We start from the raw sequence: 25,545 nt of genomic DNA, 5'->3' as shown, positions 1-25,545 counted from the left end.
CCCGCGCTTAGTCCCTGGTGGGGTTGAGCACGTCATCAGATTCGGTGGGTTCATCCTCGGGCGCGTCTTCTACCTCAGTCAGGGTGATGGTGGCCCCGGTGGAATCCGCGAGCAAGCACATGCGGCCAAAGGGGGAATCCCACGGTTCACGGATGATTTCACCGCCGAGCTCTACCGCTTTCTTGGCGGCGGCATCGATATCGCGCACCCCTAGGTAGGTCTGCCAGAAGCTTGGCACCTGGGGTGGGAACTGGCCTTCGGCATTCCACAAGCCTGCAAACGGGGCGCCGTCTTCTTCCGCGGTGGCGTAAATGAAATTCTCGTCCTCGGACTCCATGGCGCGAATCTCCCAGTTGAATAGCTCGCCATAAAAGTCCATGGCCTGCTGGAATCGCGTCGTGGCGGTCAGTTCGTGCCATACCGGGGTGCCGGGTTCGCCACCGGCAACGAAGTGCTCCGGGCCGGAGGGCTGGATGAGGCCGAACATGCCACCGGCGGCATCGGCAAGCAAAGCCATGTGGCCCAGTTCCACGGGCTGGGGCTCGGCCAAGATGCGCCCGCCGAGGTTCTCCGTGCGCTGGCAATCGCCGTCGATGTCCTTGGAGAGGAAATAGGTCACCCACGTATCCGGCATGAGCGCCTCATCCGGCTGCGGGATGAGCCCAGCAATAGGCAGGCCCTGCAGGCGCGCCATCTGGTAGGGGTTTTCCTTCTGGGACTCGGCCGAGATTTCCCAGCCCAAGACCTGCTCATAAAAGTGGGCGGACTTGCGCGGATCCGAGGTGGTCAGATCGATCCAGTAGGGCATACCTACTTCGGCTTCAAATGCGGGCATTTATAGATTCCTCCACTTTTCCGGATCAAAGTCATCGTCTGCGGTGGCTTCATCAAAATAGTCATCATCATCGTCAGGCTCACCCACGCGCGCGCAGGTGCCTTCGATGCACACCTCATCGCCAATCTGCAGCGTGGCGCCGCGGCGGGTTTCGGCTTCACCGTTGACCGTCACGGCGCCTTCTGCGATAAGTTCCTTGGCTTCACCACCGGTGCCGACCAAGCTGGCCAGTTTAATAAACTGGCCCAATTTGATGGACTCGCCAGAAATTGCAACCTCAAGCATGCCGCCCAGCTTACCCAGAGCCCGTTCCCGCGCGGCTATGGGTGGGGGTGCAGGGGCTTAGTCACGCGCGCGCAGCGAGACCGCCGTGCCCGTGGCGGTGACCAACAGCATGTCATTATTGGTGCCCATTGGGGAATAGTCGAAGGCGATGCCCACCACACCATCAGCGCCCAATTCCTGGCCGCGGCGCCACAATTCATCCAGCGCCGCCTCGCGGGCTTTGATGGCTTCGCTTTCATAGCCAGAGGCGCGGCCGCCGGTGATATTGCGGATCGATGCCCCGAAGTCTTTCAGCATATTGATACCGGTAACGGTCTCACCAGCGATGATGCGCAGGTACTTGGTGATTTCATACCCGTCGACGGTATTTGTGGTAGTAAAAATCATAACTTCAGGCTACATCGCAATAAGCCCGCGGATGCCTTCAAAGAGGATAACCACGCCGAGGAGCAGGAAGACGATGCCACTGACAATGTCCACCCACGCCGAGTTCTTGGCCATCCACTTCGATACCGCGCGCGTGCTCAAGCCGACGCCGACGAAGAGCACCAGGCTTTCCAGCACCAGTACCGCGGCGACGACGACGTTTCCGCCGACACCCATGCCTGGGTCAATGAAATTGGCAAAGATGGCGCCGAAAAAGATGACCACCTTGGGGTTTGAAAGGTCACAGATTAATCCCATGCGGTAGGCCGTCTTCGCCTTGATAATGCCGTCCGGGGTAAACCCGCGCGGTTGTGGTGCCTGCTTCTCCGTGCCCACGACGGTGGCGGGCGCGCGCCGTTCGCGCAGGCCGGAGGAAATCGCGCTATAGGCCATCCACAGCAGATAGCTGCCGCCGAGGACCTGCAGGAGCACCAAGATGCCCTCATGCGTAGAGATCAATGCCGAAAGCCCGGCGAGCGAAGCGATGGTCCACAGGGCAAGGCCCGTCGTGCTGCCAATGGCCACCCACACTGCCGCGCGGGTGGAACGCGCACCCAGGCGGATAATCTGAACCACATCTGGCCCCGGCGAAGCCATGGCCGCGAACCATATACCCATCAGGGTCACAAGGGCGCCTATAGCCACCTAACACCTCCACATTCGTATGCATTTTTACTAACGCGTACAACTGTAGGAAGTGTCTCACCTGCAGCGAAACAGGTAACTACTGTGACTTCAGCAGCGCGGTGGCGCCCTCCCCGGCCATCACCACACCGAGCAGGCCAAAGACGAGGCCTGAGACAATATCGATGCCGGCGGAATACCGCGCCGTCCACCGCGCGGCCGCGCGCACGAGCAGCGCAAAGGCGGAAAACCACACGAAGGACATGACCGCGAGGATTAACGCCACCGCGATAGTCCACCCCACGGACATATCTGGGCGGATGAATTGAGCGAATACCGCACCGAAAAACACCAAAGCCTTGGGGTTCGACAGGTTAGTCACTAACCCCAGCTTGAAGGCCCGCCAGTTGGTCATGTCTTCGACATCGGCATCGCCAGCCGCCCGCGCCTGATCCGCGTAGTCTTTCGTGTCCACCTCGTGGGCGGGCGCGCGCCGCGCGGCTAACCCGCTGCGCAGGGACGATACGCCCATGTACAGCAAGAAAAGCCCACCGAGCAATTGCAAAATGCTCAGCACGCCCGGCCGCGCCGTAATTAGCGCCGATAAACCGGCCAGGGAGGCGACAATCCAAAAGACCGTTCCGCTAAATACCCCCACCGCGCACAATAGCCCGGCGCGCGTGGAACGCGGGGCCACGCGGATGACCTGAACGATATCCGGGCCCGGAGACACCAAAGCCGCGAGCCAAATCCCCATCAAGGTAAGAAGAGAAGAAATGGTCACGGCTTTAAGCTCCTTAAATTAAGCGGGCATTAGTAAGCACCCTTCGGTGCCTCCTTGTGGTCACGGATTGCCTCGCCTTCGGCGTAGAGCGGCATATCTTCGTGAGCCTTATACCACGGAGTGTAGTTAGGCTCGAGCGGCGTGCGGCCGGCAATAAGGTCCGCAGCCTTTTCGCCCACCATCATAGTCGGGGAGTAGATATTGCCGTTGGGAACCGAGGGGAATACGGAAGCATCGGCGATATACAGGCCATCGATGCCCCAAACGCCCATGGTCTCTGGGTTCACCACGGCCATGGGATCGGACTCATCGCCCATCTTGGCGGTGCAGGATGGGTGCAGTGCGGTCTCGCCGTCATTGCGGACCCACTCCAAGATTTCCTCATCGCTCTGGACCTCTGGGCCCGGGCTGAACTCGCGGGCGCCAACTTCCTCCATTGCCTTGGTATCCAGCAAGGAGCGGGCGACGCGGACGGCTTCTACCCATTCGCGGCGGTCCTGCTCGGTGCGCAGATAATTAAAGAGGATGGAGGGCTTTTGCCGGATATCGGAGCTCTTGATGTGCACGTGACCCTTAGTATCGGAGAACATCGGGCCAACGTGCCACTGGAAGCCGTGCTTAACGTCGGCCTTTTGGCCGTCATAGCGCACCGCCATGGGCAGGAAGTGGAACATCAAGTTCGGGTAGGCCTCATCCTCGTTGGAGCGCACGAAACCGCCGCCCTCAAAGTGCGAGGTAGCCACTGGGCCCTTCTTCGTCAGCAACCACTGCAGGCCCATAAACGGCCAACGCCACTTATCCAGGTAAGGCTGGGAGGAAGCGGTGGACTTGGTGGTCTCGTACTGGATGTAGACCTCGAGGTGGTCCTGCAGGTTCTCACCCACGCCTGGCAGGTGCTTGACCACGTCGATGCCGTGCTTTTCCAAGATCTCGCGGTCACCCACGCCAGAGACCTCTAGCAGTTGTGGGGTATTGATGGCACCGGCGGACAAGACGATCTTGTCTGCGAAGACGCGGTGGGTGCCACCCTGCCACTCGTATTCCACGCCCACTGCCTTGGTGCCTTCAAAGAGGATCTTGGTGGTAAATGCGCGGGTACGCACCTCAAGGTTGTCGCGGTCCTGGTTGGGGTACAGGTAGGCGCGGGCAGCAGACCAACGCTTGCCGTGCTTGATATTGCGATCGAAGGGGGCAAAACCTTCCTGGCGGTAACCGTTGACGTCATTGGTCAGGTTATAGCCTGCTTCTTGTACCGACTTGAATAGCGCCTGGAAAAGCTGCGAGGTAGCCGGACCGCGGGACAGGTAGAGCGGACCATCGTGCCCGCGACGCGGGTCATCCTCATCCGCAGCAGCGGTGGTTTCCATGCGGTTGAAATACGGCAAGCAGTGGGCAAAATCCCAGTTATCCATGCCTGGGTTCTGGCCCCACTTTTCGTAGTCCATGGGGTTGCCGCGCTGATAGATCATGCCGTTGATGGAAGAGGAACCGCCAAGCACCTTGCCGCGCGCGTGGTAGATGCGGCGCCCATTCATCTCCGGTTCCGGATCGGATTCATACATCCAGTCATAGTTCTTTGCCCCGATGGGGAAAGAGAAACCGGAAGGCATGTGGATGAAAAGGTCCCACAGGGAATCCGGACGGCCGGCCTCAAGAACGAGCACGCGGGTGTCTTTGTCCTCGGTCAGACGAGCCGCGATGACGGAACCGGCAGAGCCACCGCCGACGACGACCACATCGCTGACTTCATCCGTGGCCTTTTTTGTCGAGCGCTTCTTAGTCAACTTGTCCACAATACCCATAAATCCCCTTCCTTCTGTGAGCCATCTCACGCGTAGTTCTCACCGTATTTACGGCAGATCCATTGTATGGTGCGCAAAAAATCTGAGCTTTTCCGCTTTCACTTATGCACAATGGCCACCCCAGAATACATATCTGATGGACGTTTTCCCAGATTAATGTATATTTACGGTGTTCGGGTATGCATCTGAGTAGATGAAATCCGGGGTCTTTACGCATAGATTGCTCGCATATGATTTATGCCACCAACCTATCTCTCACCCCTCTTTTCGGGGACTGTGGGGCACTCTTGCGAAAGATTCGGCACTTAATCGATCAAGACTAGGAGAAGTAGATGGCTAACCGTGGTCCGCACGACCATGAAGAGTCCCGTACAGGGGATTCCGACACCTCTCTCGCTCACTCCCCTGGGGAGACGCACCCGGCTGGGGACAAGGGTCATAAACCGCGCAACCAAGTACGCGCCATCGTCGGCAGCTATAAGGCCGAAACCGGCGATGATGTCGGCGCAGACGAGGTGGCTGCGCCCAAACCCAATTGGCCGGTCTTTATCATTTCCGGTGTGCTGATTATCGCCATGGCCCTGTATGCGGGCTTCGGGCAAGAATCCGCGGCGAATACCCTCGCCAGCGTCACCGGATGGATCGGCACGAACCTGGGATGGTTCTACGTCCTGACCGCCACCATCGCCGTGGTCTTCGTCCTCTACATCGCCTTTTCCAATACCGGCAGCATCCGCATGGGCCCGGACCACTCCCGGCCCAAATTCAATACCTTCTCGTGGGTATCCATGCTCTTTGCCGCCGGCATCGGCGTGGACCTCATGTTCTTCGCGGTGGCCGAGCCGGTCACGATGTACATGGATCCGCCGGTGGGCGATGGTGAAACCATGGAGGCCGCCAAAGAGGCCGTGGTCTATGCCATGTTCCACTACGGGCTTACCGGCTGGGCACTCTATGCGCTGATGGGCATGGCCTTTGGTTACTTCGCCTACCGCCTGAATATGCCGTTGGCTATTCGCTCGGCGCTGTACCCGCTCATCGGCAAGCGCGTGCATGGGCCCATTGGTTCGGCGGTGGACATTGCCGCCATGCTGGGCACCGTCTTTGGCGTTACCGCATCCCTGGGCATCGGCGTGGTGCAGCTGTCCTACGGTTTCCACCTCATCTTCGGCATCGAGCAGGGGCTGGGGCTGCAATCAGGGCTCATCATTATCGCGGTCGCCATTGCGACGTTGTCTGCCGTATCCGGTGTGGATAAAGGCATTCGCTTCCTCTCTGAGCTCAATGTCTACCTGGCCATCGCGCTGATGATCTACGTCGTGGTCTTTGGCAAGACCGCCTACCTCTTCGACGCCATCGTCACCAATATCGGTGATTACGTCTCCAAGTTCCCCTCCTGGACGCTGGAAACTTTCGCCTTTGCTGAAGACCAGGCCAGCGTGGATACCTGGATGCAGTCCTGGACCCTCTTCTTCTGGGCCTGGTGGATTGCCTGGGCAACCTTCGTCGGCCTATTCCTGGCCCGCATTTCCCGCGGCCGCACGCTGCGCCAGTTCATCCTGGGCACGCTGACCTTCCCCTTCCTGTTCATCCTGATGTGGATGTCCTTCTTTGGCAATACCGCCCTGGACATGGTGCGCTCCGGCGACTATCCGGAATTTGCGGAAAACGCCATCAACGTTCCTGAGCAGGGTTTCTATGACATGCTCCAGGAATTCCCCGGCTCCGCCATCGTCATCTTCCTGACCACCTTCATCGGCCTGCTGCTGTATATCACCTCGGCCGACTCCGGTGCGCTGGTCATGTCGAACTTCACTTCCCGCATCACGGATAACCGGCAAGATGGCGCCCGGTGGCTGCGCATTTTCTGGTCCATCACCGTCGGCGCGCTCACCCTGGCGTTGCTACAGCTCGATGGCATTGCCACCGTGCAGTCTGCAACCGTGGTCATGGGCCTGCCCTTCGCGTTCGTGGTCTACCTCATCATGTTCTCGCTCTGGAAGTCGCTGCGCCTGGAAATCCTCCAGCGTGAGGCCCGGAAAACCGCGTTGCACGGCGCCATCAGCAGCCGCACCGAGCGCGAGCCGAGCGATTCCAACCTGTGGAAGAACCGCCTGGACCGCGCCAATTCCTTCCCCACCAAACAGGACATGGATGACTACCTGCGGGGAACCGCCACCTACGCCCTCGAGCAGGTGGCCACGCAAATGCGCACCCGCGGCTATGACGCTATCTTGCTCACCAGTGAGCTTCCCGATGCCGAATTGCCCCAGCTCGATCTCGAAGTCCGGCTGCACAACGAGCGCCAATTCCGCTACCAGCTCTTCCCGGTTTCCGCGGAGCGACCAGACTTCTGCGAGGGCGACGGCGAGTACTACCGCCTCGAGGTCTACGACATGACCGGTTCGCTGGGCTATGACGTTTACGGCTACTCCGAAAACCAGATCATCAATAACGTGCTGGACCTGTACGAGCGCCACCTGGCTTTCCTCTACATGCAGCAAAGCCAGCCGGGCGATTCCGATGTCTCCGATGGCGCCGAGCCGGAACGCACCTGGCGCGAAGATAGTTAAACTGGCGGGCGATACCGCCTCAATTAGAGAAAGGTTGCTTGCACTTTGAGCCCCCAGAACACCTTGTTCGATCCCACCACCACCGAATTGCTCCAGGGCGTGCACTCCGGTGATGCCCCGAAGTCGCTCTTCATCAACGGCCAGTGGGAGGCCGCCCAGGATGGCGAGACCCGCACCATTGTCTGCCCTGCCGATGGCTCCACCGTCGGCGTCGTCTCCGAGGCATCCGAGGCAGATACCCTGCGCGCCATCGAGGTTGCACGTGAAACATTCGATAAGGGCGAGTGGGCCGCAACGCCGTCCGCCGAGCGCGGCAAGATCGTCATCCGCCTGGCGGATTTCATCCGTGAGCACAAGGAACTTTTCGCTCAAGCCGAATCCGCGGATACCGGCAAGCGCTACGAGGAATCCCTGGGCGATATGGACGATATTGCCAATGCTTTCGAGTACTTCGGCACCCTGGCCCAGCACCAAGCCGGCCGCGTGGTCGACCCGCAAGATCCCAACCTGCGCTCGCGCATCGACGCCGAGCCGGTGGGCGTCTGCGGCCTGATTACCCCGTGGAATTACCCGCTGCTGCAGGTGTCCTGGAAGGTAGGCCCGGCCCTTGCTGCCGGCAATACCTTCGTGCTCAAGCAGGCGGAGCTGACCCCGCACACCGCCATGCTGATCATGGCTGCGCTGAAGGAATGCGGCCTGCCAGATGGCGTGGGCAATCTCATCACCGGCGCCGGCGCTGACTGCGGCAATCCGCTCTCCCAGCACCCCGACGTGGACATGGTCTCCTTCACCGGCGGCCTCGTTACCGGCAAGCTGATTGCAAAGAACGCGGCCGAAACCGTCAAGCGCACGGCGCTAGAGCTCGGCGGCAAGAACCCGAATGTTATCTTTGCTGATGCCAACTTCGACGTCGCCGTGGATAATGCGCTCAATGGCGCCTTCTTCCACTCCGGCCAGGTCTGCTCCGCCGGCTCGCGCATCGTGGTGGAAGAGTCCCTGCACGATAAGTTCGTTGCCGCACTGGTCGAGCGCGCCGAGAAGATCAAGATCGGTGGCCCCACCGATGACAAGGCCGAGACCGGCCCGCTCATCTCCGCTGAGCACCGCGAGAAGGTGGCGGCCTACGTGGACAAGGCCCGCGAGCAAGGCGCCAAGATCCTCACCGGCGGCCGCGCCGCCACCAGCGAAGACACCAATGGCCAGCACGGCACCGGCACCACGGACCTAGGCCAGGGCGTGTACTACCTGCCCACGATCATTGATGGCGCTACCCGCGAAATGGACTGCGTCCACGACGAGGCCTTCGGCCCGACCGTGACCATAGAGACCTTCACCTCCGAAGAAGAGGCCATCGAGATCGCAAACGATACCGAGTATGGCCTGGCTGGCGCGGTGTACACCTCCGATGCCGGCCGCGCCGAGCGCGTTGCCCGCGCCCTGCGCCACGGCACCATTTGGATCAATGATTTCCACCCGTACCTGCCGCAGGCGGAATGGGGCGGCTACAAGCAGTCCGGTAATGGCCGCGAGCTGGGCCCCACCGGCCTTGCCGAATACCAAGAGCACAAGCACGTGTACCAGAACCTGGCCCCTGCCGCATGGGATCAGTTTGGCCTGCAATAAGGCTCAAGCAGGACGATAAAGCCTACGGCCCCGCCCCGCCGATGCTCTTTTTAAGAGCCCCGCGGGGCCTTAGCTTTGCGTGCGCGGCTTGATGGTCATCGTATCCACGTTGACGTGGGTCGGTTGGGCAGCAACCCAGCGGATGGCCTCGGCAATATCCTCTGCCACGAGGTTGAGCTGGCCGTCATACACCTTGGCCGCGCGCTTTTCATCGCCCTTGAAGCGCACCAAGGAAAAGTCCGTGGCCACGCGGCCAGGATCGATCTCGGTAACGCGCACATCATGATTTTCTAGCCGCAGCGCGCGGGAAATCACGCGCACGCCGTGCTTCGCGGTGTTATAGCCGGAACCGCCTTCATACACGGTCCAGCCGGCAATGGAACCGACATTAATAATTAGCCCGGACAGATCTGGCACCCGCTCTAGCTTGGGCATGAGTGCCTGAATCATGCGCACGGTGCCGAGCACGTTGGTCTCGTACATCCATTGCCAATCATCGATGGAGGTATCAACCAGCGGCTCTAGGCCTTTGGCACCGCCGGCGTTATTGACCAAAAGGTCTACGCGGTCGAGGTGGGAGACGAACTTGGAGACGGAAACATCGGAGGTAACGTCCAGCTCATAGGCCTCGCCACTGATCTCAGAGGCAAGCTGCTGCAGGCGGTCTGTGCGGCGCGCGCCCACGACAACGTGCCAGCCGTCCTTGGCCAAAGAACGCGCGGTGGCCTCCCCAATGCCAGAAGAGGCGCCGGTTACTACTGCTACTTTCTTTTCACTCATGCACCCCATGCTACGCAGCGCGCTGCGCGGTGCAGGGCCTTTTACTTAAAGTGCGTCCTCGAGCTCAGCAAGCAGGGAGTTTGCGCGCTCGTAGGAGTCATCGCTGGGACGGAATTCGCCATCGTTCCAGTCGGTGAAGATATTAAAGTCCAGCTGGTTGCGCAGCTGTGGCATGGAGAAGTTAGCCACGACATTGCGCCATGCCTCGACCGCGCGCACGCCACCGACGGAGCCATAGCCCACGAAGGCCACCGGCTTGCCCGCCCATTCCGCGCCGAGCGAGTCGTAGGCATTCTTGAACGGACCAGGCACGGAGTGGTTGTACTCCGGGGTCACGAAGACAAAGCCATCGCAGGCATCGACGGCCTTGGACCACTCCTGCACGTTGGCGTCATCGTACTGCTTATTCGCCGCACCCGGAACAACCTCGCTGGTAAGGATGGGAACATTGAACTTCTTGAGCTCCAACAGCTGGTACTCCACACCGTTCTCGCGGCCTTGGGCGAGGTCATTGACCCACTCGCCTACTGCCTGGCCCGCCGCCTTATCGCGGGTAGAGCCGATGATGATGCCAATTCGGGACATAAGAAAAACCTCTTTCCTTCAACCTTTATGTAACCCGCCCTAGCCTACCGCGCTCGCCGAAACTTGTCTGATGGTGATATTGATTCTGCCTTCTTGCAGCCCGCAACCCTCCGGCAGCGTGCCATCGTTTACCCGCACCACGCCGTGGTAGGCAAAGCGCTTCGGCCCGCCAAAGACCACCAAATCACCCGAGCACAAAGTCACATCGTCCCAGGGCTTAGTGCGATTTTCGGTATGACCTATGCGGAAGAGGGCCTCATCCCCAATCGAAAGCGAAATCACGGGTGCGGGCGATTCCTCAGAGTCATCCACGTGCATGCCCATCGCCGAGCCGGGCGGATAATAATTCACCAGCGCCATCTCCGGCACGAAGTTATCCACCCATGGTTCCAGCTCCGGTGCAATCTGGGCCGCCTGTCGCAGCGCCGCCGGGGCCAATTCCCGCAGGCTATCCGGTACCGGCGGCACCACCGTGCCTTCCATATTGTCCACGTACCGGTAGCTGGGATAATGCCAATACCGGCCAAGATGCAGCTGAAATACGCTCATCTGCCCACCCGATTTCAGCCGCGGCTGCACCATCGCCATCGGCGTATGCGCATACGCGCGAGCAATCTCCCGCGTCTCTTCTACAAGGGCCTTTTGCTTGCCAATGCCCACCCACCCCGGCACGTGCCCCACGCCCGGCGCGACGTACGCATTCGGCCGCGGCAGCGAATCAAAAAGCATTCCTCCACTCTAATCGCCACCGCCGTGGAGGCCTCTACAATGGCTCACATGGATGAACAAAAGCTGCACGACCTGCAACGCTACGGCACTTGGGAGCGAATGACCGGTGGGCAGTGGCACCTGCCGGGCATGGGGGACATCGATAAGGAGCACCAGCGCACCTTTGGGCTGATTGGGCAGTTCAACGATCTGCACAACACCGATAAGGAGCAGGCGCAGGCAATCTTGCGGGAGATCCTGCCGGACGAATCGCACGTGCCGGGGGCGCACGCGCCGCTGAATATGGAATACGGCTGCAATATCGTCTGTGGGGAAGGCGTCTTCATCAACTTTGGCAGCAGCATTTTGGCCCAAGCCAAGGTCACATTCGGTGACCGCGTGTTGATTGGGCCCAATTGCTCGTTCATTACGGTGGGCCACCCCGTCAATGATCACGCGATGCGCGAGGGCGGGTGGGAAATCGCCCATCCCATCACCGTGGGGCGCAATACGTGGTTTGGGGCCAATGCCACCGTCATGCCGGGGGTTACCATTGGTGAAAACTGCGTTATTGGTGCCGGCACGTTGGTGACCAAGGATATCCCGGATAACTCCCTGGTCCTGGGCACGCCCGGCCGCGTGGTGCGCACCCTGGACGGCGATGAGGATTCGTGGGAGCGCAAGGATTTGGACGGCCCCGTGGAAGGTTTCGGGGCCGCGCAGTAAATGTTCGATCTCGCCAGCATTGGCGCGGGGCTGCCCGTAGCCGAGACCATCGATTCGCTTCCCCACACCGGAAACGTCGTCATTCAGGCACCGCCCGGCACGGGTAAAACCACGCTCGTGCCACCGGCGCTAGCCAATCATTCCGCAGGGCGCAGCAAGGTCATCGTCACCGCCCCGCGCCGCGTCGCCGTGCGCGCGGCCGCCCAGCGATTGAGCACCCTCAGCGGCACCCCGGAGAAGGTCGGCTTCGCCATCCGCGGCGAATCCCGCACGGGCAGCGAGGTCGAATTCGTCACCCCAGGCGTACTGCTGCGCCGCCTACTCAAAGATCCGGAGCTCGAGGGCGTGGCCGCCGTGGCCATCGATGAGGTCCACGAGCGCCAGCTGGATACGGATCTGGTGCTCGGCATGTGCCTGGAGCTGGCCGAGCTGCGCGAAGACTTCCGCGTCATCGCCATGTCCGCAACGGTAGACGCGCAGCGCTTTTCCCAGCTCATGGACGCGCCCGTCCACACCACAGAGGCGGTGACCTATCCCCTGGATATCCAGTACGCGCCGCAATCGGGGCGCGCGGCGGGGTCGCGGGAGTTTTACGGGGGCATCGCCAAGCAGGCGGCCCGCCAACACGAATCCACGCTGGTCTTCGTGCCCGGCGTGCGCGAGGTCAACCTGGTGTGCGAGGAGCTGCAGGGCCATAATGTTTTCCCGCTGCACGGCAAGCAGACCACCGCAGAGCAAGATGCCGCGCTTTATACCGATGAGCAGCGCATTGTGGTGGCGACGTCCATCGCGGAATCCTCGCTGACGGTGCCTGGCGTGCGCGTGGTGGTGGATGCGGGGCTGGCCCGCGTTCCCCGGCGCGATGCACAGCGCGGCATGTCTGGCCTGGTGACGGTCTCCACGTCGAAGTCGAGCGCGGACCAGCGCGCGGGCCGTGCCGGCCGTGAGGCGCCGGGTACGGTCATTCGCTGCTATTCCCAGGACGATTACCAGCACTTTTCCCCGCACACTACGCCGGAGATCCTGTCCGCGGATCTCACGCAGGCTGCGCTGTTTTTGGATTGCTGGGGCGCGGGCCCGGATTTCCCGCTGCTCGATCCGCCGCCCGCCCAAGCCCTTGCGGCCGCGCGCGCCACCCTCGAGCGCATTGGCGCGACGCAGGAACTCGCCCTGCTGCCCACCGATCCCCGCCAAGGCGCGGCCCTTATCCGGCACGGCAGCCAGGCGGCGCCCACCATCGCCGCGCTTGCCGATGCCCCCACCAACACCACCGATCTCACCCGCCGCCCCGCACCGCAGAAGGAAATCAGGCGCCTGTCTCGCCTGGTGGAGGATCTCGGACCCGCTGACCCTGGCGAGGTCGTCGCCACCGCCTATCCCGAGCAGGTGGCCAAGCGCGTGGGCGAAGATTACCTGCTGGCCAGCGGCACTCGCGCCCGGCTGCTGGATAACTCCGGGCTGGCCGGCTCGCCGTGGCTCGCCATCGCGGAGGTCACCCTCTCCAATGCCGGAAACCCCATCATCCGCACCGCCGCGCGCATCGAAGAGTCTGCCGCGCTGGATGCCATCGGCGTCACAGAAGAAACCCGCGCCTTCCTGCGTGGGGGCCGCGTGCGCGGGGTCAAAGTCCGGGCGGCCGGGGCGATTGTGCTGTCCGAAACCCCGGTCAAGGTCACCGGCGATGCCGCCGCGCAGGCCCTTGCCGCCGGCATCCGCGAAGAAGGCCTCGGCCTATTTACCTTCAGCGAGAAGGCCCAGAGCCTAAAAGATAGGCTCCGCCACCTGCACGCGCACTACGGCGACCCCTGGCCGGAAGTCGATGCCGCCGATCCCGCCGAGTGGCTTGGGCCCGAGCTGCACCAGATTGCCGCGGGAACCCCCACCGCCAAGATAGACATGTACCCCGCCCTGCAGCGCCTGCTTCCCTGGCCCGAAGCCACCCGCTTAGACGAGCTCGCACCTCAGCGCCTCCCAGTGCCCTCCGGCCGCGATGCCAAAATCGATTGGTCGGGCGAGCGCCCCGTGGTCCACATCAAGTTGCAGGAGTGCTTCGGCCTGGCCGAATCCCCGGAGCACTGCGGCAACCGCGTGCAATTTCACTTGCTCTCCCCCGCCGGCCGCCCGCTAGCGGTAACCGATGATCTTGCTAGCTTCTGGTCCGGCCCCTACGCCGGGGTGCGCGCCGATATGCGCGGGCGCTACCCCAAGCACCCGTGGCCCGAGGATCCATGGAATGCCATTGCCACCGCGCGGACCAAGAAGCGGATGTAGCCTAACCCCACTGCTGCCAGGATAGATAGCAGCTCATGACCACGACCAAGGTAAGCAGGGCGTAGCGGATAAACTTCGTTCCGCCGCTCAGCACCGTCCGCGCGCCCACCTGGGCGCCGAGGATATTGGCGGCGGCCAACGCGATACCAAGGGTCCACCACACGTGGCCGCCAAGGATGAAGGTCACCAGCGCACCGAGGTTCGTGGCGGTATTGACCACCTTGGCCATCGCCGCGGATTTTAAGAAGTTCTGGGAGAAGATGAAGGTAAAGGCCATAATCAGGAACATGCCGGTACCCGGGCCAAAGATGCCGTCATAAAAGGAGATGGCCGCGACCGCCGCAAGCCCCGCCCAGGTGCGCCATCCGCCACGGATACCGGGTGACTCGGTGGTGCCGAAGCTCGGCTTAAAGGTCACGAAGACGCCCACCACCACTAACAGCACGATAATGAGCGGGCGCATGATGTCACTATTAAGATTCGCCGCCACACTCGCGCCCAGCCCGGCGCACACGAGCGCGATGAGGGCGTAGCGAACTAGCTCCCCTGCGGGCGGGCGCACCTTGCGTACCAAGGTCACGGCGGCCGATGCCGTGCCGGATACCGCCGCAAGTTTATTGGTGGCCAGCGCCGTTGCCGGCGCGAGCCCCGGAACCACGGCAAGCAATAGCGGAATAAGCACGAGGCCTCCCCCGCCGATGACCGCGTCGATCCAGCCTGCCCCCGCCGCTCCCACAAGGAGCACCGCCCACTGCGCCACGTCGATATCCATGACGAGATCATAAACCCCGCGGCGGGGAGGTCTAGACTCGATCGGAGACGAGCAGAAGATGGGAGAATACGTGGCACAGCGGCACTGGGGAATAAGCGTAGACACCCACACCATCTTGCGGTGGGGCATCGTCGTGCCCGTCTCCGTCCTCTTGGGCTGGCTTTTTAGCATGTGGCACGTGCCGGCCGCGTGGATTTTGGCCGCGATCATCGCCTCTGGCGCCATGGCCCTTATCACCGGGGAAGACCTCAAGGTCAACCGCAAATTTTATGGGCTATCGCGCGGATTCATCGGCATCATGGCCGCGCTGCCGCTGACGGTAGTTTCCTTCGGCCAATTGGTGGGATACCTGCCGGCGGCCATAACCATGTCCTTTGTCACCATCGCGCTGGGAATCTTCTGCGGCGTCATGCTGCACCGCCAGCGGCCACGGGACGTCTCCTCCGAAACCGGCATCCTGTCCATGCTTCCCGGCGGTGCCTCGCTCATGCCCGCGCTTGCCGATGAACTCGGTGCCGACTACCGCTACGTCGCGCTCACCCAATACCTGCGGTTATTGATCGTTTCCGTATCCCTTCCCGCCGTCGTGACCTTCCTCGATACGCCAGCCGGAAGGGGCGGTGACTTAAGGCTGGAGGCGGAAACCACCTGGTGGATCATCGCGTTGGTGCTCGTTATCGCGCTGGTCGGTGAAAGCCTTGGCAAATTCCTGCACCTGCCCGCAGCGGCCGTGCTCGGCCCGCTGATCTTGACGGTGCTGGCCTCGTTCTTCCTGCCGGAGGGGCATACGCTGGAGCCGATTTATGCCTTTAAGGTTATTGCCTTTTTATCCATCGGATGGGTCTGCGGCGGCGGTCTTTCTCTCCCCTCGCTCAAGGCCTTTGCCAAGCAGCTTCCGGCGACGATTCTTTCTATCGCGGCGGTCCTCGGCCTCTGTGCGGCCACGGCGTGGCCGCTGATGCACTGGCTCAATATCAGCTACTTCGAGGCCTACCTGGCCACCAGCCCCGGCGCGCTAGAGACCGTGCTCGCGCTCTCCGCAGAAGGCGGGGCTGGCCCCGTGGTGATTGCGGTGCAGCTTACCCGCCTCATCGCCGTGCTGGTCATTGCGGGATACTTGCCGCAGCTCATCAGGGCCGTCAGCAAGTTTTCCACACGGCGCTAGCGTGCGCGGCTAGCCTGCGCGCTTAGTTATTGAGCACGGCCTCGCGCAGCACCGACATCGGCACCGAGCCAAGAGCCAAGGCCTCGGAGTGGAAATCGCGGGCGCTCATGCCCTGCTCCTCGGCGGCGGCGCGGGTTTCTTGCCACAGGCGCTGGCCCAAGGCATAGGACGGCGCCTGGCCCGGCCAACCCAGGTAGCGGTTGACCTCAAAGTTGAGGTTCGCATCATCCATGGCGGTGTTTTCGCGCATGTAGGTCTTCACGTGGGCCTTATCCCATACGCCGGATACGGTGCAGTCCGGCAGCTTCTTGCCCAGGTGCAATCCGATATCCACCACGACGCGGGCCGCGCGCAGGCGCTGGGCATCGAGCAGCCCCATCCGCACGCCAGGATCATCCATGTAGCCCAGCTCGGCCATGAGCTGCTCAGCGTACAAGGCCCAGCCCTCGCCGTGGCCGGAGTTCCAGGTCACCGCGCGGCGCCACAGGTTCAAATCCTCTTGTACCAGGGCAGAACCCAGCTGCAGGTGGTGGCCCGGCACACCCTCATGGTGCACGGTGGTCAGCTCCTGCCAGGTGTGGAAGGTATCTCGGCTCTCCGGCACGGACCACCACATGCGGCCCGGGCGCGAAAAGTCATCGCTGGGCGGGGTGTAGAAGATGCCACCGGTGCCCGCTGGGTCGATACGGCACTCGATCTCTTCTACTTCTTCCGGAATGTCGAATTCCTTGCCGTTGAGCTCGGCGATGACCGCATCGGCCTTGCTCTGCATCCACTCCACCAGGGCATCAGTACCGCGCAGGGTATAGCGCTCCTCGTGGTTAAGCTTGCGCATGGCAGAGCGCACCGAGCACTCCGAGCCATAAAGATCGTGCGCAATCTTTTCCTGCTCCCCGCGCAGGTAGCGCACCTGGTCAAGGCCCCATTCATAGGCCTCATCCAAGTCCACGGAATCGCCGAGGAACAGCTTGGAGAAACGCTCGTAGCGCTCGCGACCCACAGCGTCCTTATTGGAGGACTGCGGCTGCAGGTCATTAGACAGCCAATCCGAGAACTCGCCAAAGGCCTCCTTGGCCTTCTTCACCTCGGCAGAGTCGGGGTCGAGGCCTAGGCCCTCGAGCATAGAGTCGGCATCGGCAAGCCGCTCGCACTGCACAATGACCTCAGAGATCTGACGGTGCGGTGCCACCATGCCGTGGGAGGCCGCTTCCTTCAGGGACTCGCGGTAGCCATCCAGGGAGCTCTTGACCTTGGACAGGCGGGAGCGAATGGCCTCGCGATCCTCCTCGGTATCCTGCGGCATAAGCAACAGCGAGTCCCGGATGGTCTGGACGGGCGAGGCAATATTATTAAGGCTGCGAATATCCTCGCCGTGATGGTGCAAATCCAGATCTAAACAGAGCCGATCCCGCAAGACGGCTGCGGTGACGTAATCCACGTCATCGAAGTCATCCTCATCATCGGATTCATCGGTAGTGTCATCCAAGGCATCTAGATCCGCAACCATGTCGCGGGTGCGATCAGCAACAGCCTCAAAATAGTCGGGGGAAAAATCCTGCAATTCGCCTTCAAAACCGTCAATGCCCCACGCGGTTGCATCTGTTGGGGATAGCTCGGCTAGGTCGTGAACGAAGTTATCGCACGAAGCGTCCAGTAGAGAGGGCTGGCGCTTAGCGGTCTGCTCAGAACTCATAAGAGGGAAGTCTAACCCTTTATCTTGTTGATAGGCCACCCAGCCCCACCCAAATGTTGCAAACTTGTTAGCTAATCGTTGTTCCACTTCGTGCCCGGGTAGTGCCACTGGGCAAAACCATCCAGCACGGCCGCGGGATTTTCCTCTATGACCAGTGCTTTTACAAAGCGAGGCAGGATGAAGCCCGCCTCAGCCATGGCGGCATACATGTCATAAAAGGGCTGCCAAAAACCTTCCACGTCAACCAAGCCAACGGGCCCACGAATGCTGCCCAGCTGTTGTTGGGTCAGTACCTCTGTCACTTCCTCCAACGTGCCCACGCCGCCGGGCAAACAGATAAAGGCATCCGCCAGCTGCTCCATCCGGGTTTTCCGCTCGGCCATAGAATCCACGACCTCGAGGCGGGTCAAGCCTGGGTGGGAGATCTCTAAATCCACCAGGGATTGCGGCATGACGCCAGTGACGGTGCCACCAGCCTGCAGGCAGGAATTGGCAACCTCGCGCATGAGGCCAATATTTCCGCCGCCATAGACCAAGTTCAGCCCGCGACGGGCAAGCTCGCCGCCCAAGTGTTGTGCCGCTGCGCTATAGGCGGGCGAATTGCCCACGGCGGAACCACAATAAACCGCTACTGATTTCATGCGCCCCAGCATAGGGAATTTTCGGCCGACCTCCACCTTTAGACCATTCGGTACATACACCTATGAATAGATTAGACAAAGCAGTCTGTGACACATATACTTTCTTTCATGATCAAACCTGGCCCCGTGTTCACGCGCCCCCGTACACCGGCTGCTAAGTGCCTTCACCTGGTGCGCCTGAACCCGATCATTACCCGTAGTGAGCTGGTAGAAGCCACCGGGCTCTCCCAGCCCACCATTACCCGCGCTACCACCGCGCTCCTCAACGCAGGACTCATCCAAGAGCGCACCGACCTCACCCAATCCCAGGGCCGGGGCCGCCCTACCGTTCCCCTCGAGGCCGCGGATAATAACTGGGTGCTCGGCGGCATCGCTGTCGGCACCTCTGAGACCTATATCGGCCTCTATGACATCAAGGGCCGCACCGTTTCAGAAGAAGAGATCGCCACTCCTGTCGCCCGCCTGACGGAGGAAGACTTTCTTGAACACATCATGGCCGGCATCAACCGCATGATGACGGGCCTGGATCGCCGGCTCGTGGCCTTAGGGATTACCACCTCGGGCACCGTGGATGAAGAGGGCCTAGTCACCGCGGATAACCTGGGTTGGCACGGCGTGGATATCGCCGCGCGCCTGCGCTTCCAATTTAGCGTTCCCGTGGTTGTTACCTCTGCCATTTCCGCCATTTTGGGCTCGGAGACCCAGGCTGCCGAGATTGGCACGAACGAGCGCGTTCTCCTGCTCTTCGCGGATGATTCCTTAGGATCTGCGCTCTCCGTCGATGACGAGGTCAATTCCATCATCCCGCTCCCGCAGACCCACTCTGACGTGCTGGGCCACGGCGCTTCCGAACACCTCTTGGCCACCCAGTCCATCCTGGAGGCCGTGCGCCGCCACGGCATCGAGGCCAGTACCCTGCCCGAGGTCGCGACCATCGCCGAGTCCAATTCAGCCGTGCGCGCCATTTTGGATGAGCGCGCCCGCCAGCTGGGCCAGATTACGGCGGACATGGTCCACGAATACGCACCAAAAACCGTGGTCATTGCCGGCGGGGCCTTTACCGGCGATTCCCGCGCGCCCCAGCTTTTTGCCTCCACCGTGCGCGATTCCGCCTCGGAGGACCTGGAACTGCGCATGATTCCAAGCCACAAAGAAATCGTGCGAGCCGTCGCCCGTACCGTGGCCACCGATCAACTATTGCGCGAGCCATTGGAGCTCGGCCGCTCACTCCAGACCGCGTAATACCTCGCGCGCGGAGTCGATGCCGGTAAACAGGTGGGATTGCAACCCGCAATAGGTAGCGCCCTCGATGTAGTCGATGCGGTCATCAAAGAAGTGCGTGTCCTTAGGCTGCGCCGCGAGCGCGTCCACCGCCACCCGGTAGGCCTCAGGATGCGGTTTGGCCACCCCGATATCGCAGCTCAACGTTACCGCCGCACACTCTGCCAACCACGGATGCTGCGCGCGCACCTGTTCCGCCAGGGTCGTGGGTATATTGGATAAAATCCCGACGCTAAAGCCCTCCCCGATGAGCCCTTTGACCAGCGCTACCATCTCTGAGTCCGCCTCGAGCAGGTACTGATTCTCGCAGGCGACGGCCCCAGCGCAGTCAATGGGCCCCATTCCCGCGCGGGCGGCTATCTCATTCCAGTAGTGACTATCGCTAAAAATTCCGGCATCGTAATCCGGCCGGAAATAGTTATAGGCCTCCCAGAAGGCCTCCGGGTTCGCAGGCGCGAGGAAGCGCTCTAGTTCAGCGTGCGCTTCCGGCATGGCGGGGCGCAGCAGCGCGCCGTACAGATCAAACAGCAACTTCGGCATAATGCGTCCAGTTTATGCGCGCCTAGTAGCTTGGGTTTGCACTGCCACAATCCCTACCGCGGTACCGGCGATAAAAATCACCAGCGCCAGCGTCGCCTGCGCCATCGGCAAAACCATGAACACAGCCAACGAAGCCAAAATCAGCATTCCACTCAGGGAATATAAGGAACGGTTGACCAGCCCGCGCTTGCCGATGACCCCACACGCCAGCATCACCACCCCCACAAACGGGCTCAGCATGGGCGCCGCGGTGGTCAAAAAGATGCCGAGGGTCACGTGGCTTGAGATGACCGCAGCACCGATGATGAGGCTTAATGCCAAGACCGCCAAGGCGGTAGAGAGGATTGCTTTCAGGTGTGCAGACATACGTCAATCCTCCCACAGCAGCGCAGTACCATGGGAGGATTGATTTAAATCTTGATGGGTTTGTTATTCACAACTTAGGAGTTGCGGTTAGCCAAACGGGAATCGATGCGCAGCAGACCAGCACCATCGTTGCCGACCAGCTTGATCTGGTCAATAATCTCAGAAACGGTGTCCTCTTCCTCGATCTGCTCAGCCAAGAACCAGTCAATGAGCTGGCGGGAGTCCAGATCCTGAATGTCAAGGGCAACGCGGGCGATCTCGCGAATCTGCTCGGAGACCTTCTGCTCGTGAGCCAAGGAAGCCTCGAATGCATCCAGCGGGGTGGCAGCCTTGATGGAGCCAACCGGGATATCGTTAAGCTCTACGCGGTAGCCGCGTGCCAAGAGGTGATCCGCAAGCTTCTGTGCGTGGACGCGCTCTTCGCCAGCCTGCGCCATGAACCAGTCGCGCATACCCGGGAAGGACAGGTTATCCATCTCGTAGGCCAGCTGGGTGTAGACCATAGCGGCACCATGCTCGTTAATGACCTGATTGTTTAGCAGGGTTTGCAGCTTCTCATCCATTGCTAAATCCTTTCTGTAGGAATCAATTAATTGGTTGTAGGCACTACAATACCGAAATAAAATCCTCCGTCTAGCAAGGTATGCTTAATCAAACCCGCACCTCAGAGGCATTTTTCAGATTGGATCACCTAAGTTAGTTAAGACAAAGCTGCCCCACGGCGTGAAGTTACTATCGCCTAATAGTTCGAGGTCATCGACCCAAAAAGACGATCTCGCCGCGCTAGCCCACTCCATCCAACCCCCTGCAGCCAGTACGCTTATGCACATCAGGCCCGCAATGTGATATTAATCACCCAGTTGGCCGCTCAGGCGCTCCAGGCGCTGCGCGCTCGCCCCATCGAGGCCCCGAAACTCCACTTCAATGCCCCGATCCGTGTACTTTTTCTGCACCGCATCCAGCGTCGCCACCGTCGAGGCATCCCAGACCTCGGCATCGGTAAGGTCCACCACCACGAAGTCCGTATCAAGCGTGTAATCAAAGGCGTAGACCAAATCATTCGAGGAGGCGAAGAAGAGCTGGCCATGCACCACGTAGGTATATCCGTCTACCAACTCAACCTCCACGAGGTGTGCCACCCGGCGGGCAAAGCCAATCGATGCAGCCACCACGCCTAAGACCACTCCTACCGCCAGGTTATGCGTGGCCAGCGTGCCCGCGACCGTCAGCAGCATGACGAGGATTTCAGAAAGCGGCATCAGCTTGAGCGTGCGCGGGCGGATGGAGTGCCAATTCACCGTCGTCGCCGCCACGAGGATCATCACCGCGACCAGCGCGGCCATCGGAATGCGGCCTACCGCCTCGCCGAAAAGCAGGCACAGCACGAGGAGGAAGGCGCCGGCGAGGAACGTCGACAAGCGCGTGCGCGCCTGGGATACCTTGACGCCGATCATCGTCTGGCCAATCATCGCGCACACGCCCATGCCGCCAATCGCCGCGGCCAATATATTGCCAATGCCCTGACCAAAGGACTCGCGGGTCTTATCGGAATGGGTATCCGTAATGTCATCGACAAGCTTTGCCGTCAGCAGCGATTCCATGAGGCCCACCAGCGCCATCCCAAAGGCATAGGGCGCAATTACCTGCAGGGTCTCCAGGTTCCACGGAATATCCGGAATGAAAAGGCCCGGCAGCGTCGTGGGCAGCTCGCCCTGGTCCGCCACATCCGGCACCTTCCACCCTGCCGCGACGGCGATGATGCTTACCACCACGATGGTCACCAACGGCGCCGGAATTGCCTGGGTAAACCGCGGCAAAACGATCATGATGGCCAGGCCAATGGCCACCAGCACATAGACCATCCAAGGGACATCAATAAGGTGCGGCAGCTGCGCGGTAAACATCATTATGCCCAGCGCATTGACGAATCCCGTCATCACCGAACGCGGGATAAAGCGCATAAGCTTGGCGATGCCCACCCACGCCAACAGCACCTGGATAATACCGGCTGCAAGCACCGCCGCCACCACGTAATCGTGCCCATACTCGTGCGCGAGCGGTGCCACCACCAGGGCAACCGCGCCCGCCGCCGCGGAAATCATGGCGGGCCGGCCGCCTGTAAAGGCGATGGCCATCGCCATAACCACCGAGGAATACAGCCCCACCCGCGGGTCGAGGCCGGCGAGAATAGAAAAGCTTAGAACTTCCGGGATCAAAGCAAGCGCCACCGCCAGTCCGCCAAGGACCTCCTTGCGCAAACGCGCTGGTGAGGAAAATGCAAAGCGGAAACTGGCGATGACGCCGGTGGGTGCAGGCTGCTCGTTAATCACGCCTGCACATATTAGTAGCTACTACGAGCCTTCCTGAAAGGAGCCATCCGCCGTGATAACCGGCAGCACCGACCAAGCAAAGTTGATCCACTTATCCGTCTTCTTCCACGAATAATCCGGTTCAAAGATGGTCTTCGGCTTGGTGTACACCACAGCGGAACGCACCTCATCGGCGGTTTCTTCCAAGAAGTTCACCACCAGATCCAGGGTCTTGCCGGAATCGGCCACGTCATCAACGACGAGTACCTTCTTGCCCTTCAGGGAATCCGTATCCAACTGCGGGGACAAGATGATCGGCTCGTCCAAGGTCTGGCCAATATCGGTGTAGAACTCCACATTGATAGCGCCCATGGCCTTGACCCCGATGGCATAACCAATGGCACCGGCTGGGATCAGGCCGCCGCGGGCAACGCCCACGATCAAGTCAGGAAACCAGCCGGATTCCACGATTTGCTCCGAAAGATTCCGGCTCGCTTCGCCGAAGACTTCCCAGGTGAGGTTCTCCCGGTCCGGGTGGATCCAATTCTCAGTCACGATTGCGCGGCTCCTTTTGCGTCATGGGCTTTCTTTGTAGTTTAACTAGCGATACCTACCAAGGGAAAGCAGCTACCGGAAAGGAACCTCTCCCAACGTGCGCCGCAGCTTGCGCGTGCGCAGGCGCTCCGGGTTTTCTGCCAGCTGTTCCACCGCGCGCACGGCGCACATGACGTGGGCTTCCTTGGAGTTGGAATAAAACGCCTGGGCCTGTGCCGGCAGCTTCGGCACGGCGTGCAGGGGAAGATCCGATACGGATAGCAGCGTGCCATAGGGCACGCGGTAGCGGTACCCATTCGCCGCCAAGGCGCACGATTCCATGTCCACCGCTACCGCGGTAGAAGTGCGCAACCACTCCCACAGATCCCGGCTGGTGCGCCATTCCCAATCGCGGTCATCGGTCGATAGCACCGTGCCGGTGCGCATGAGCGAATTATCGCTGCCGTAGACCTCATCCACGGATGCCTCCAGCATGCGCTGGACCTCTGGAATGGCCGGAATCGGTGTGGAAGAAACCACCTGCCGGTCCAAGATGTGGTCGTGGCGCTCGTAGGCATTGCCCAAGATCAAGTCACCGATGCGCATGCGCCCATCCATGCCGGCGCAGTGGCCAATCATGATCCAGGCCTCCGGCCGCAGCACGGCCAAGCAATCCGTAATCGTCTTGGCATTCGATGGCCCTACACCAATGTTGATCATCGTGATGCCATCGCCGCCCGCGGTAATGAGATCGAACCGGGGCATCTGAAAGCGCGAGGTCAGCGTCAGCCCATCCAGGTCGAGGTCCACCGCATCATTGGGATGAATGGTCTCCCCATTGGGCAATACGAGCGCCGTATAACGCGAATCCTCCTTGGTCAGCTCGCGCAGGCCGAATTTCACGAATTCCGTGGTATGCATCGCGTAATTGGTAAACAGAATGTATTTCTGCACCGTATCGACCTCGATGCCGGTGTAATGCTCAATGCGCGCACAGGCAATATCGAAACGCTGCGCCCCGAAGTGAAAGAGCGGCTTTTCCCCGCCATGGAAGGCATCCCACTCGCCATCAATAATCGCATCATTGACCTCATCCAAGGTCGGGCGCGGGATGGGGCCGCGCTCCTGCGGCGCCGCCGGGGCATCCTTGATGTATTCCGGCGGGATGCGCTCATCCGATTGGCCAACGAAGATATCGCACGGATAGTTATTGGTCAGCCGCGTCAGCTGCTCGTGCAAGTACTCCCGGATGATGTGCGGCTTAGAGATGACCGCGGAGTACTTCCCCGCCTCATTCACATAGCCAAAGGGCTCGGAGCGGTCAATCGGCTGCCATTTACGGATCTCCACGGTCACCTTGGGATAGACCACGTGGCGATAATCATCGAGGTCACCCGAAGCAAGTGCCTCGCGCGCCAACTCGCACGAGGTTTCATAATGCTCAATCAAGCGAGTCACCGCTTCATCTACGGAGTGGACATGCTGCAGATCGGTCATAATCGCGAGTCTAGCGGGGACCGCGCAGCACGGCAGCGCTATTTAATATGATATCATTTCTGATATCATTACTAGTGAAAGGATGATGATAATGGCATCTATCGTGGTAAGACAACTAGAAGACGCAGTAAAAGAAGCCCTCGCACTGCGTGCCAAAGAGAACGGTAATTCCATGGAAGCGGAGGCCCGTTCAATTCTGACAGATGCGGTGCGCCCTAAAAATATTGGCGTCGCACTATATGAAGCTTCACGAGAGGCAGCAGAAGAAATCCCGATCCCTCCCCGCGATGACGAAGCACGTGCAGTGAGTTTCTAATGATCATTGCTGATACAAACGTCATTTCAGAGGTCATGAAACCCGCCCCAGATAGGCAAGTTCTTCAGTGGTGGCTTCGAACCACTACAGAAACAGTAGCGATAACAGCAATGACACTCTCCGAGTTGCATGCTGGCATCATGCTTCTACCCGACGGACATAGACGAGATTCGCTTGCGAAGGCTCTTGACACCACCATTCAGAACCAAATGGTAATTCCATTCGATGCACAAGCAGCAATTCAATTTGGGGCTGTAGTAAGCCTCCGCCGCCAGCTGGGAAAGCCAATTTCCACGGTGGACGCACAGATTGCAGCCACTTGCCGCGCATACTCAGCAACCTGCGCCACTAGAAACACTAAAGATTTTTCCGACACTGGCGTGACACTACTCAATCCCTGGGAGTAATA

26 protein-coding genes are annotated in these 25,545 nt (G+C 60.6%); 8 read left to right on the top strand and 18 right to left on the bottom strand.

Features of this window, described 5'->3' with window-relative positions; translation table 11 throughout:
* Nucleotides 1–7: 7 nt before the first annotated feature.
* The 6 genes from ABRP98_RS02975 to betA all read right to left on the bottom strand — a co-directional run bounded on the left by ABRP98_RS02975 (nt 8) and on the right by betA (nt 4,756).
* Nucleotides 8–835: a VOC family protein gene (locus ABRP98_RS02975; RefSeq protein WP_349857403.1), complete on the bottom strand. Its 828-nt coding sequence runs from the start codon at nt 833–835 to the stop codon at nt 8–10.
* Complete coding sequence (locus tag ABRP98_RS02970; protein ID WP_349857401.1) at nt 836–1,120, bottom strand: RNA-binding S4 domain-containing protein; 285 nt, start codon at nt 1,118–1,120, stop codon at nt 836–838.
* Nucleotides 1,121–1,177: 57 nt separating this feature from the next.
* On the bottom strand, nt 1,178–1,507 hold the full coding sequence (locus tag ABRP98_RS02965; RefSeq protein WP_005276253.1) for a YbjQ family protein: 330 nt from the start codon (nt 1,505–1,507) through the stop codon (nt 1,178–1,180).
* Between the two features lie 9 nt (nt 1,508–1,516).
* Entirely contained in the window at nt 1,517–2,143 is a 627-nt protein-coding gene (locus tag ABRP98_RS02960; protein WP_232221023.1) for a LysE family translocator, read from the bottom strand.
* Nucleotides 2,144–2,270: 127 nt separating this feature from the next.
* On the bottom strand, nt 2,271–2,954 hold the full coding sequence (locus tag ABRP98_RS02955) for a LysE family translocator (protein WP_349857398.1): 684 nt from the start codon (nt 2,952–2,954) through the stop codon (nt 2,271–2,273).
* 29 nt (nt 2,955–2,983) lie between these two features.
* Nucleotides 2,984–4,756, bottom strand: a complete 1,773-nt coding sequence (betA, locus tag ABRP98_RS02950) for a choline dehydrogenase (protein ID WP_349857397.1) — start codon at nt 4,754–4,756, stop codon at nt 2,984–2,986.
* A 332-nt stretch (nt 4,757–5,088) separates the two neighbouring features.
* Here betA and betT point away from each other — a divergent pair, with 332 nt between their 5' ends.
* Nucleotides 5,089–7,329 (top strand): choline BCCT transporter BetT, encoded by a 2,241-nt coding sequence (betT, locus tag ABRP98_RS02945; protein WP_349857396.1) that lies wholly within the window; start codon nt 5,089–5,091, stop codon nt 7,327–7,329.
* A gap of 45 nt (nt 7,330–7,374) precedes the next feature.
* Complete coding sequence (locus tag ABRP98_RS02940) at nt 7,375–8,952, top strand: aldehyde dehydrogenase family protein (protein ID WP_349857394.1); 1,578 nt, start codon at nt 7,375–7,377, stop codon at nt 8,950–8,952.
* Nucleotides 8,953–9,021: 69 nt separating this feature from the next.
* Here the strand turns inward: ABRP98_RS02940 and ABRP98_RS02935 are convergent, their stop codons facing one another.
* The 3 genes from ABRP98_RS02935 to ABRP98_RS02925 are packed head-to-tail and all read right to left on the bottom strand — an operon-like array spanning nt 9,022 to nt 11,046.
* Nucleotides 9,022–9,741 carry an SDR family oxidoreductase gene (locus ABRP98_RS02935; RefSeq protein WP_349857392.1) on the bottom strand — a complete coding sequence of 240 codons (720 nt, stop codon included), beginning with the start codon at nt 9,739–9,741 and terminating at the stop codon, nt 9,022–9,024.
* A 36-nt stretch (nt 9,742–9,777) separates the two neighbouring features.
* Nucleotides 9,778–10,317 carry an NADPH-dependent FMN reductase gene (locus tag ABRP98_RS02930; protein ID WP_005280576.1) on the bottom strand — a complete coding sequence of 180 codons (540 nt, stop codon included), beginning with the start codon at nt 10,315–10,317 and terminating at the stop codon, nt 9,778–9,780.
* A gap of 39 nt (nt 10,318–10,356) precedes the next feature.
* Nucleotides 10,357–11,046, bottom strand: a complete 690-nt coding sequence (locus ABRP98_RS02925; RefSeq protein WP_349857389.1) for an alpha-ketoglutarate-dependent dioxygenase AlkB family protein — start codon at nt 11,044–11,046, stop codon at nt 10,357–10,359.
* 39 nt (nt 11,047–11,085) lie between these two features.
* On the opposite strand from ABRP98_RS02925, the gene ABRP98_RS02920 reads away from it, so the two are divergent.
* Nucleotides 11,086–11,751: a sugar O-acetyltransferase gene (locus ABRP98_RS02920; protein WP_005280571.1), complete on the top strand. Its 666-nt coding sequence runs from the start codon at nt 11,086–11,088 to the stop codon at nt 11,749–11,751.
* Nucleotides 11,752–14,022, top strand: a complete 2,271-nt coding sequence (gene hrpB / locus ABRP98_RS02915) for an ATP-dependent helicase HrpB (protein WP_349857388.1) — start codon at nt 11,752–11,754, stop codon at nt 14,020–14,022.
* A gap of 1 nt (nt 14,023) precedes the next feature.
* Here the strand turns inward: hrpB and ABRP98_RS02910 are convergent, their stop codons facing one another.
* Nucleotides 14,024–14,794 carry a TSUP family transporter gene (locus ABRP98_RS02910; RefSeq protein ID WP_349838553.1) on the bottom strand — a complete coding sequence of 257 codons (771 nt, stop codon included), beginning with the start codon at nt 14,792–14,794 and terminating at the stop codon, nt 14,024–14,026.
* 58 nt (nt 14,795–14,852) lie between these two features.
* On the opposite strand from ABRP98_RS02910, the gene ABRP98_RS02905 reads away from it, so the two are divergent.
* Nucleotides 14,853–15,959 (top strand): AbrB family transcriptional regulator, encoded by a 1,107-nt coding sequence (locus tag ABRP98_RS02905; protein ID WP_349857386.1) that lies wholly within the window; start codon nt 14,853–14,855, stop codon nt 15,957–15,959.
* A 22-nt stretch (nt 15,960–15,981) separates the two neighbouring features.
* Here ABRP98_RS02905 and ABRP98_RS02900 read toward each other — a convergent pair whose 3' ends face one another.
* Both ABRP98_RS02900 and ABRP98_RS02895 read right to left on the bottom strand, forming a co-directional pair.
* Complete coding sequence (locus ABRP98_RS02900) at nt 15,982–17,652, bottom strand: DUF885 domain-containing protein (RefSeq protein ID WP_349857384.1); 1,671 nt, start codon at nt 17,650–17,652, stop codon at nt 15,982–15,984.
* Between the two features lie 71 nt (nt 17,653–17,723).
* The gene (locus ABRP98_RS02895; protein WP_278723524.1) at nt 17,724–18,293 is read right to left on the bottom strand and encodes an LOG family protein; all 570 of its coding nucleotides are present in this window, start codon (nt 18,291–18,293) and stop codon (nt 17,724–17,726) included.
* 108 nt (nt 18,294–18,401) lie between these two features.
* On the opposite strand from ABRP98_RS02895, the gene ABRP98_RS02890 reads away from it, so the two are divergent.
* On the top strand, nt 18,402–19,535 hold the full coding sequence (locus ABRP98_RS02890) for an ROK family transcriptional regulator (protein WP_023016467.1): 1,134 nt from the start codon (nt 18,402–18,404) through the stop codon (nt 19,533–19,535).
* Here the strand turns inward: ABRP98_RS02890 and ABRP98_RS02885 are convergent.
* The 6 genes from ABRP98_RS02885 to amn form a co-directional block, all read right to left on the bottom strand.
* A complete protein-coding gene (locus ABRP98_RS02885) occupies nt 19,518–20,114 on the bottom strand; it encodes an HAD-IA family hydrolase (RefSeq protein ID WP_349857382.1) in 597 nt (198 codons plus the stop codon). The genes ABRP98_RS02890 and ABRP98_RS02885 overlap by 18 nt on opposite strands.
* Before the next feature lie 12 nt (nt 20,115–20,126).
* Complete coding sequence (locus ABRP98_RS02880) at nt 20,127–20,480, bottom strand: hypothetical protein (protein WP_349857381.1); 354 nt, start codon at nt 20,478–20,480, stop codon at nt 20,127–20,129.
* 74 nt (nt 20,481–20,554) lie between these two features.
* Entirely contained in the window at nt 20,555–21,043 is a 489-nt protein-coding gene (locus ABRP98_RS02875; protein WP_023016464.1) for a ferritin, read from the bottom strand.
* Between the two features lie 285 nt (nt 21,044–21,328).
* Nucleotides 21,329–22,810: a SulP family inorganic anion transporter gene (locus ABRP98_RS02870; protein ID WP_349857380.1), complete on the bottom strand. Its 1,482-nt coding sequence runs from the start codon at nt 22,808–22,810 to the stop codon at nt 21,329–21,331.
* A gap of 21 nt (nt 22,811–22,831) precedes the next feature.
* On the bottom strand, nt 22,832–23,344 hold the full coding sequence (locus tag ABRP98_RS02865; RefSeq protein WP_005276176.1) for a phosphoribosyltransferase: 513 nt from the start codon (nt 23,342–23,344) through the stop codon (nt 22,832–22,834).
* 72 nt (nt 23,345–23,416) lie between these two features.
* On the bottom strand, nt 23,417–24,820 hold the full coding sequence (gene amn / locus ABRP98_RS02860) for an AMP nucleosidase (protein ID WP_349857379.1): 1,404 nt from the start codon (nt 24,818–24,820) through the stop codon (nt 23,417–23,419).
* A gap of 91 nt (nt 24,821–24,911) precedes the next feature.
* On the opposite strand from amn, the gene ABRP98_RS02855 reads away from it, so the two are divergent.
* Together ABRP98_RS02855 and ABRP98_RS02850 are read left to right on the top strand one after the other, a co-directional pair.
* Nucleotides 24,912–25,136 carry a FitA-like ribbon-helix-helix domain-containing protein gene (locus tag ABRP98_RS02855; protein ID WP_349857378.1) on the top strand — a complete coding sequence of 75 codons (225 nt, stop codon included), beginning with the start codon at nt 24,912–24,914 and terminating at the stop codon, nt 25,134–25,136.
* The gene (locus tag ABRP98_RS02850) at nt 25,136–25,543 is read left to right on the top strand and encodes a type II toxin-antitoxin system VapC family toxin (RefSeq protein WP_349857376.1); all 408 of its coding nucleotides are present in this window, start codon (nt 25,136–25,138) and stop codon (nt 25,541–25,543) included. Before ABRP98_RS02855 ends, ABRP98_RS02850 begins: the two co-directional genes overlap by 1 nt.
* Nucleotides 25,544–25,545: the final 2 nt, after the last annotated feature.

The sequence above is a fragment of the Corynebacterium sp. KPL2838 genome, assembly GCF_040225455.1.
GTDB classification, from domain to species: domain Bacteria; phylum Actinomycetota; class Actinomycetes; order Mycobacteriales; family Mycobacteriaceae; genus Corynebacterium; species Corynebacterium rhinophilum.
The sequence above is the reverse complement of the archived record's forward strand: the minus strand, read 5'-3'. Positions and strand labels throughout refer to the sequence as shown.

Bases quoted from the DNA above. Each gene is read 5' to 3' on its own strand.
- ABRP98_RS02975 (WP_349857403.1), bottom strand. From the start codon at position 835: ATGCCCGCATTTGAAGCCGAAGTAGGTATGCCCTACTGGATCGATCTG.
- ABRP98_RS02970 (WP_349857401.1), bottom strand. From the start codon at position 1,120: ATGCTTGAGGTTGCAATTTCTGGCGAGTCCATCAAATTGGGCCAGTTT.
- ABRP98_RS02965 (WP_005276253.1), bottom strand. From the start codon at position 1,507: ATGATTTTTACTACCACAAATACCGTCGACGGGTATGAAATCACCAAG.
- ABRP98_RS02960 (WP_232221023.1), bottom strand. From the start codon at position 2,143: ATGGCTTCGCCGGGGCCAGATGTGGTTCAGATTATCCGCCTGGGTGCG.
- betA (WP_349857397.1), bottom strand. From the start codon at position 4,756: ATGGGTATTGTGGACAAGTTGACTAAGAAGCGCTCGACAAAAAAGGCC.
- betT (WP_349857396.1), top strand. From the start codon at position 5,089: ATGGCTAACCGTGGTCCGCACGACCATGAAGAGTCCCGTACAGGGGAT.
- ABRP98_RS02935 (WP_349857392.1), bottom strand. From the start codon at position 9,741: ATGGGGTGCATGAGTGAAAAGAAAGTAGCAGTAGTAACCGGCGCCTCT.
- ABRP98_RS02930 (WP_005280576.1), bottom strand. From the start codon at position 10,317: ATGTCCCGAATTGGCATCATCATCGGCTCTACCCGCGATAAGGCGGCG.
- ABRP98_RS02925 (WP_349857389.1), bottom strand. From the start codon at position 11,046: ATGCTTTTTGATTCGCTGCCGCGGCCGAATGCGTACGTCGCGCCGGGC.
- ABRP98_RS02920 (WP_005280571.1), top strand. From the start codon at position 11,086: ATGGCTCACATGGATGAACAAAAGCTGCACGACCTGCAACGCTACGGC.
- hrpB (WP_349857388.1), top strand. From the start codon at position 11,752: ATGTTCGATCTCGCCAGCATTGGCGCGGGGCTGCCCGTAGCCGAGACC.
- ABRP98_RS02910 (WP_349838553.1), bottom strand. From the start codon at position 14,794: ATGGATATCGACGTGGCGCAGTGGGCGGTGCTCCTTGTGGGAGCGGCG.
- ABRP98_RS02905 (WP_349857386.1), top strand. From the start codon at position 14,853: ATGGGAGAATACGTGGCACAGCGGCACTGGGGAATAAGCGTAGACACC.
- ABRP98_RS02900 (WP_349857384.1), bottom strand. From the start codon at position 17,652: ATGAGTTCTGAGCAGACCGCTAAGCGCCAGCCCTCTCTACTGGACGCT.
- ABRP98_RS02895 (WP_278723524.1), bottom strand. From the start codon at position 18,293: ATGAAATCAGTAGCGGTTTATTGTGGTTCCGCCGTGGGCAATTCGCCC.
- ABRP98_RS02890 (WP_023016467.1), top strand. From the start codon at position 18,402: ATGATCAAACCTGGCCCCGTGTTCACGCGCCCCCGTACACCGGCTGCT.
- ABRP98_RS02885 (WP_349857382.1), bottom strand. From the start codon at position 20,114: ATGCCGAAGTTGCTGTTTGATCTGTACGGCGCGCTGCTGCGCCCCGCC.
- ABRP98_RS02880 (WP_349857381.1), bottom strand. From the start codon at position 20,480: ATGTCTGCACACCTGAAAGCAATCCTCTCTACCGCCTTGGCGGTCTTG.
- ABRP98_RS02875 (WP_023016464.1), bottom strand. From the start codon at position 21,043: ATGGATGAGAAGCTGCAAACCCTGCTAAACAATCAGGTCATTAACGAG.
- amn (WP_349857379.1), bottom strand. From the start codon at position 24,820: ATGACCGATCTGCAGCATGTCCACTCCGTAGATGAAGCGGTGACTCGC.
- ABRP98_RS02855 (WP_349857378.1), top strand. From the start codon at position 24,912: ATGGCATCTATCGTGGTAAGACAACTAGAAGACGCAGTAAAAGAAGCC.
- ABRP98_RS02850 (WP_349857376.1), top strand. From the start codon at position 25,136: ATGATCATTGCTGATACAAACGTCATTTCAGAGGTCATGAAACCCGCC.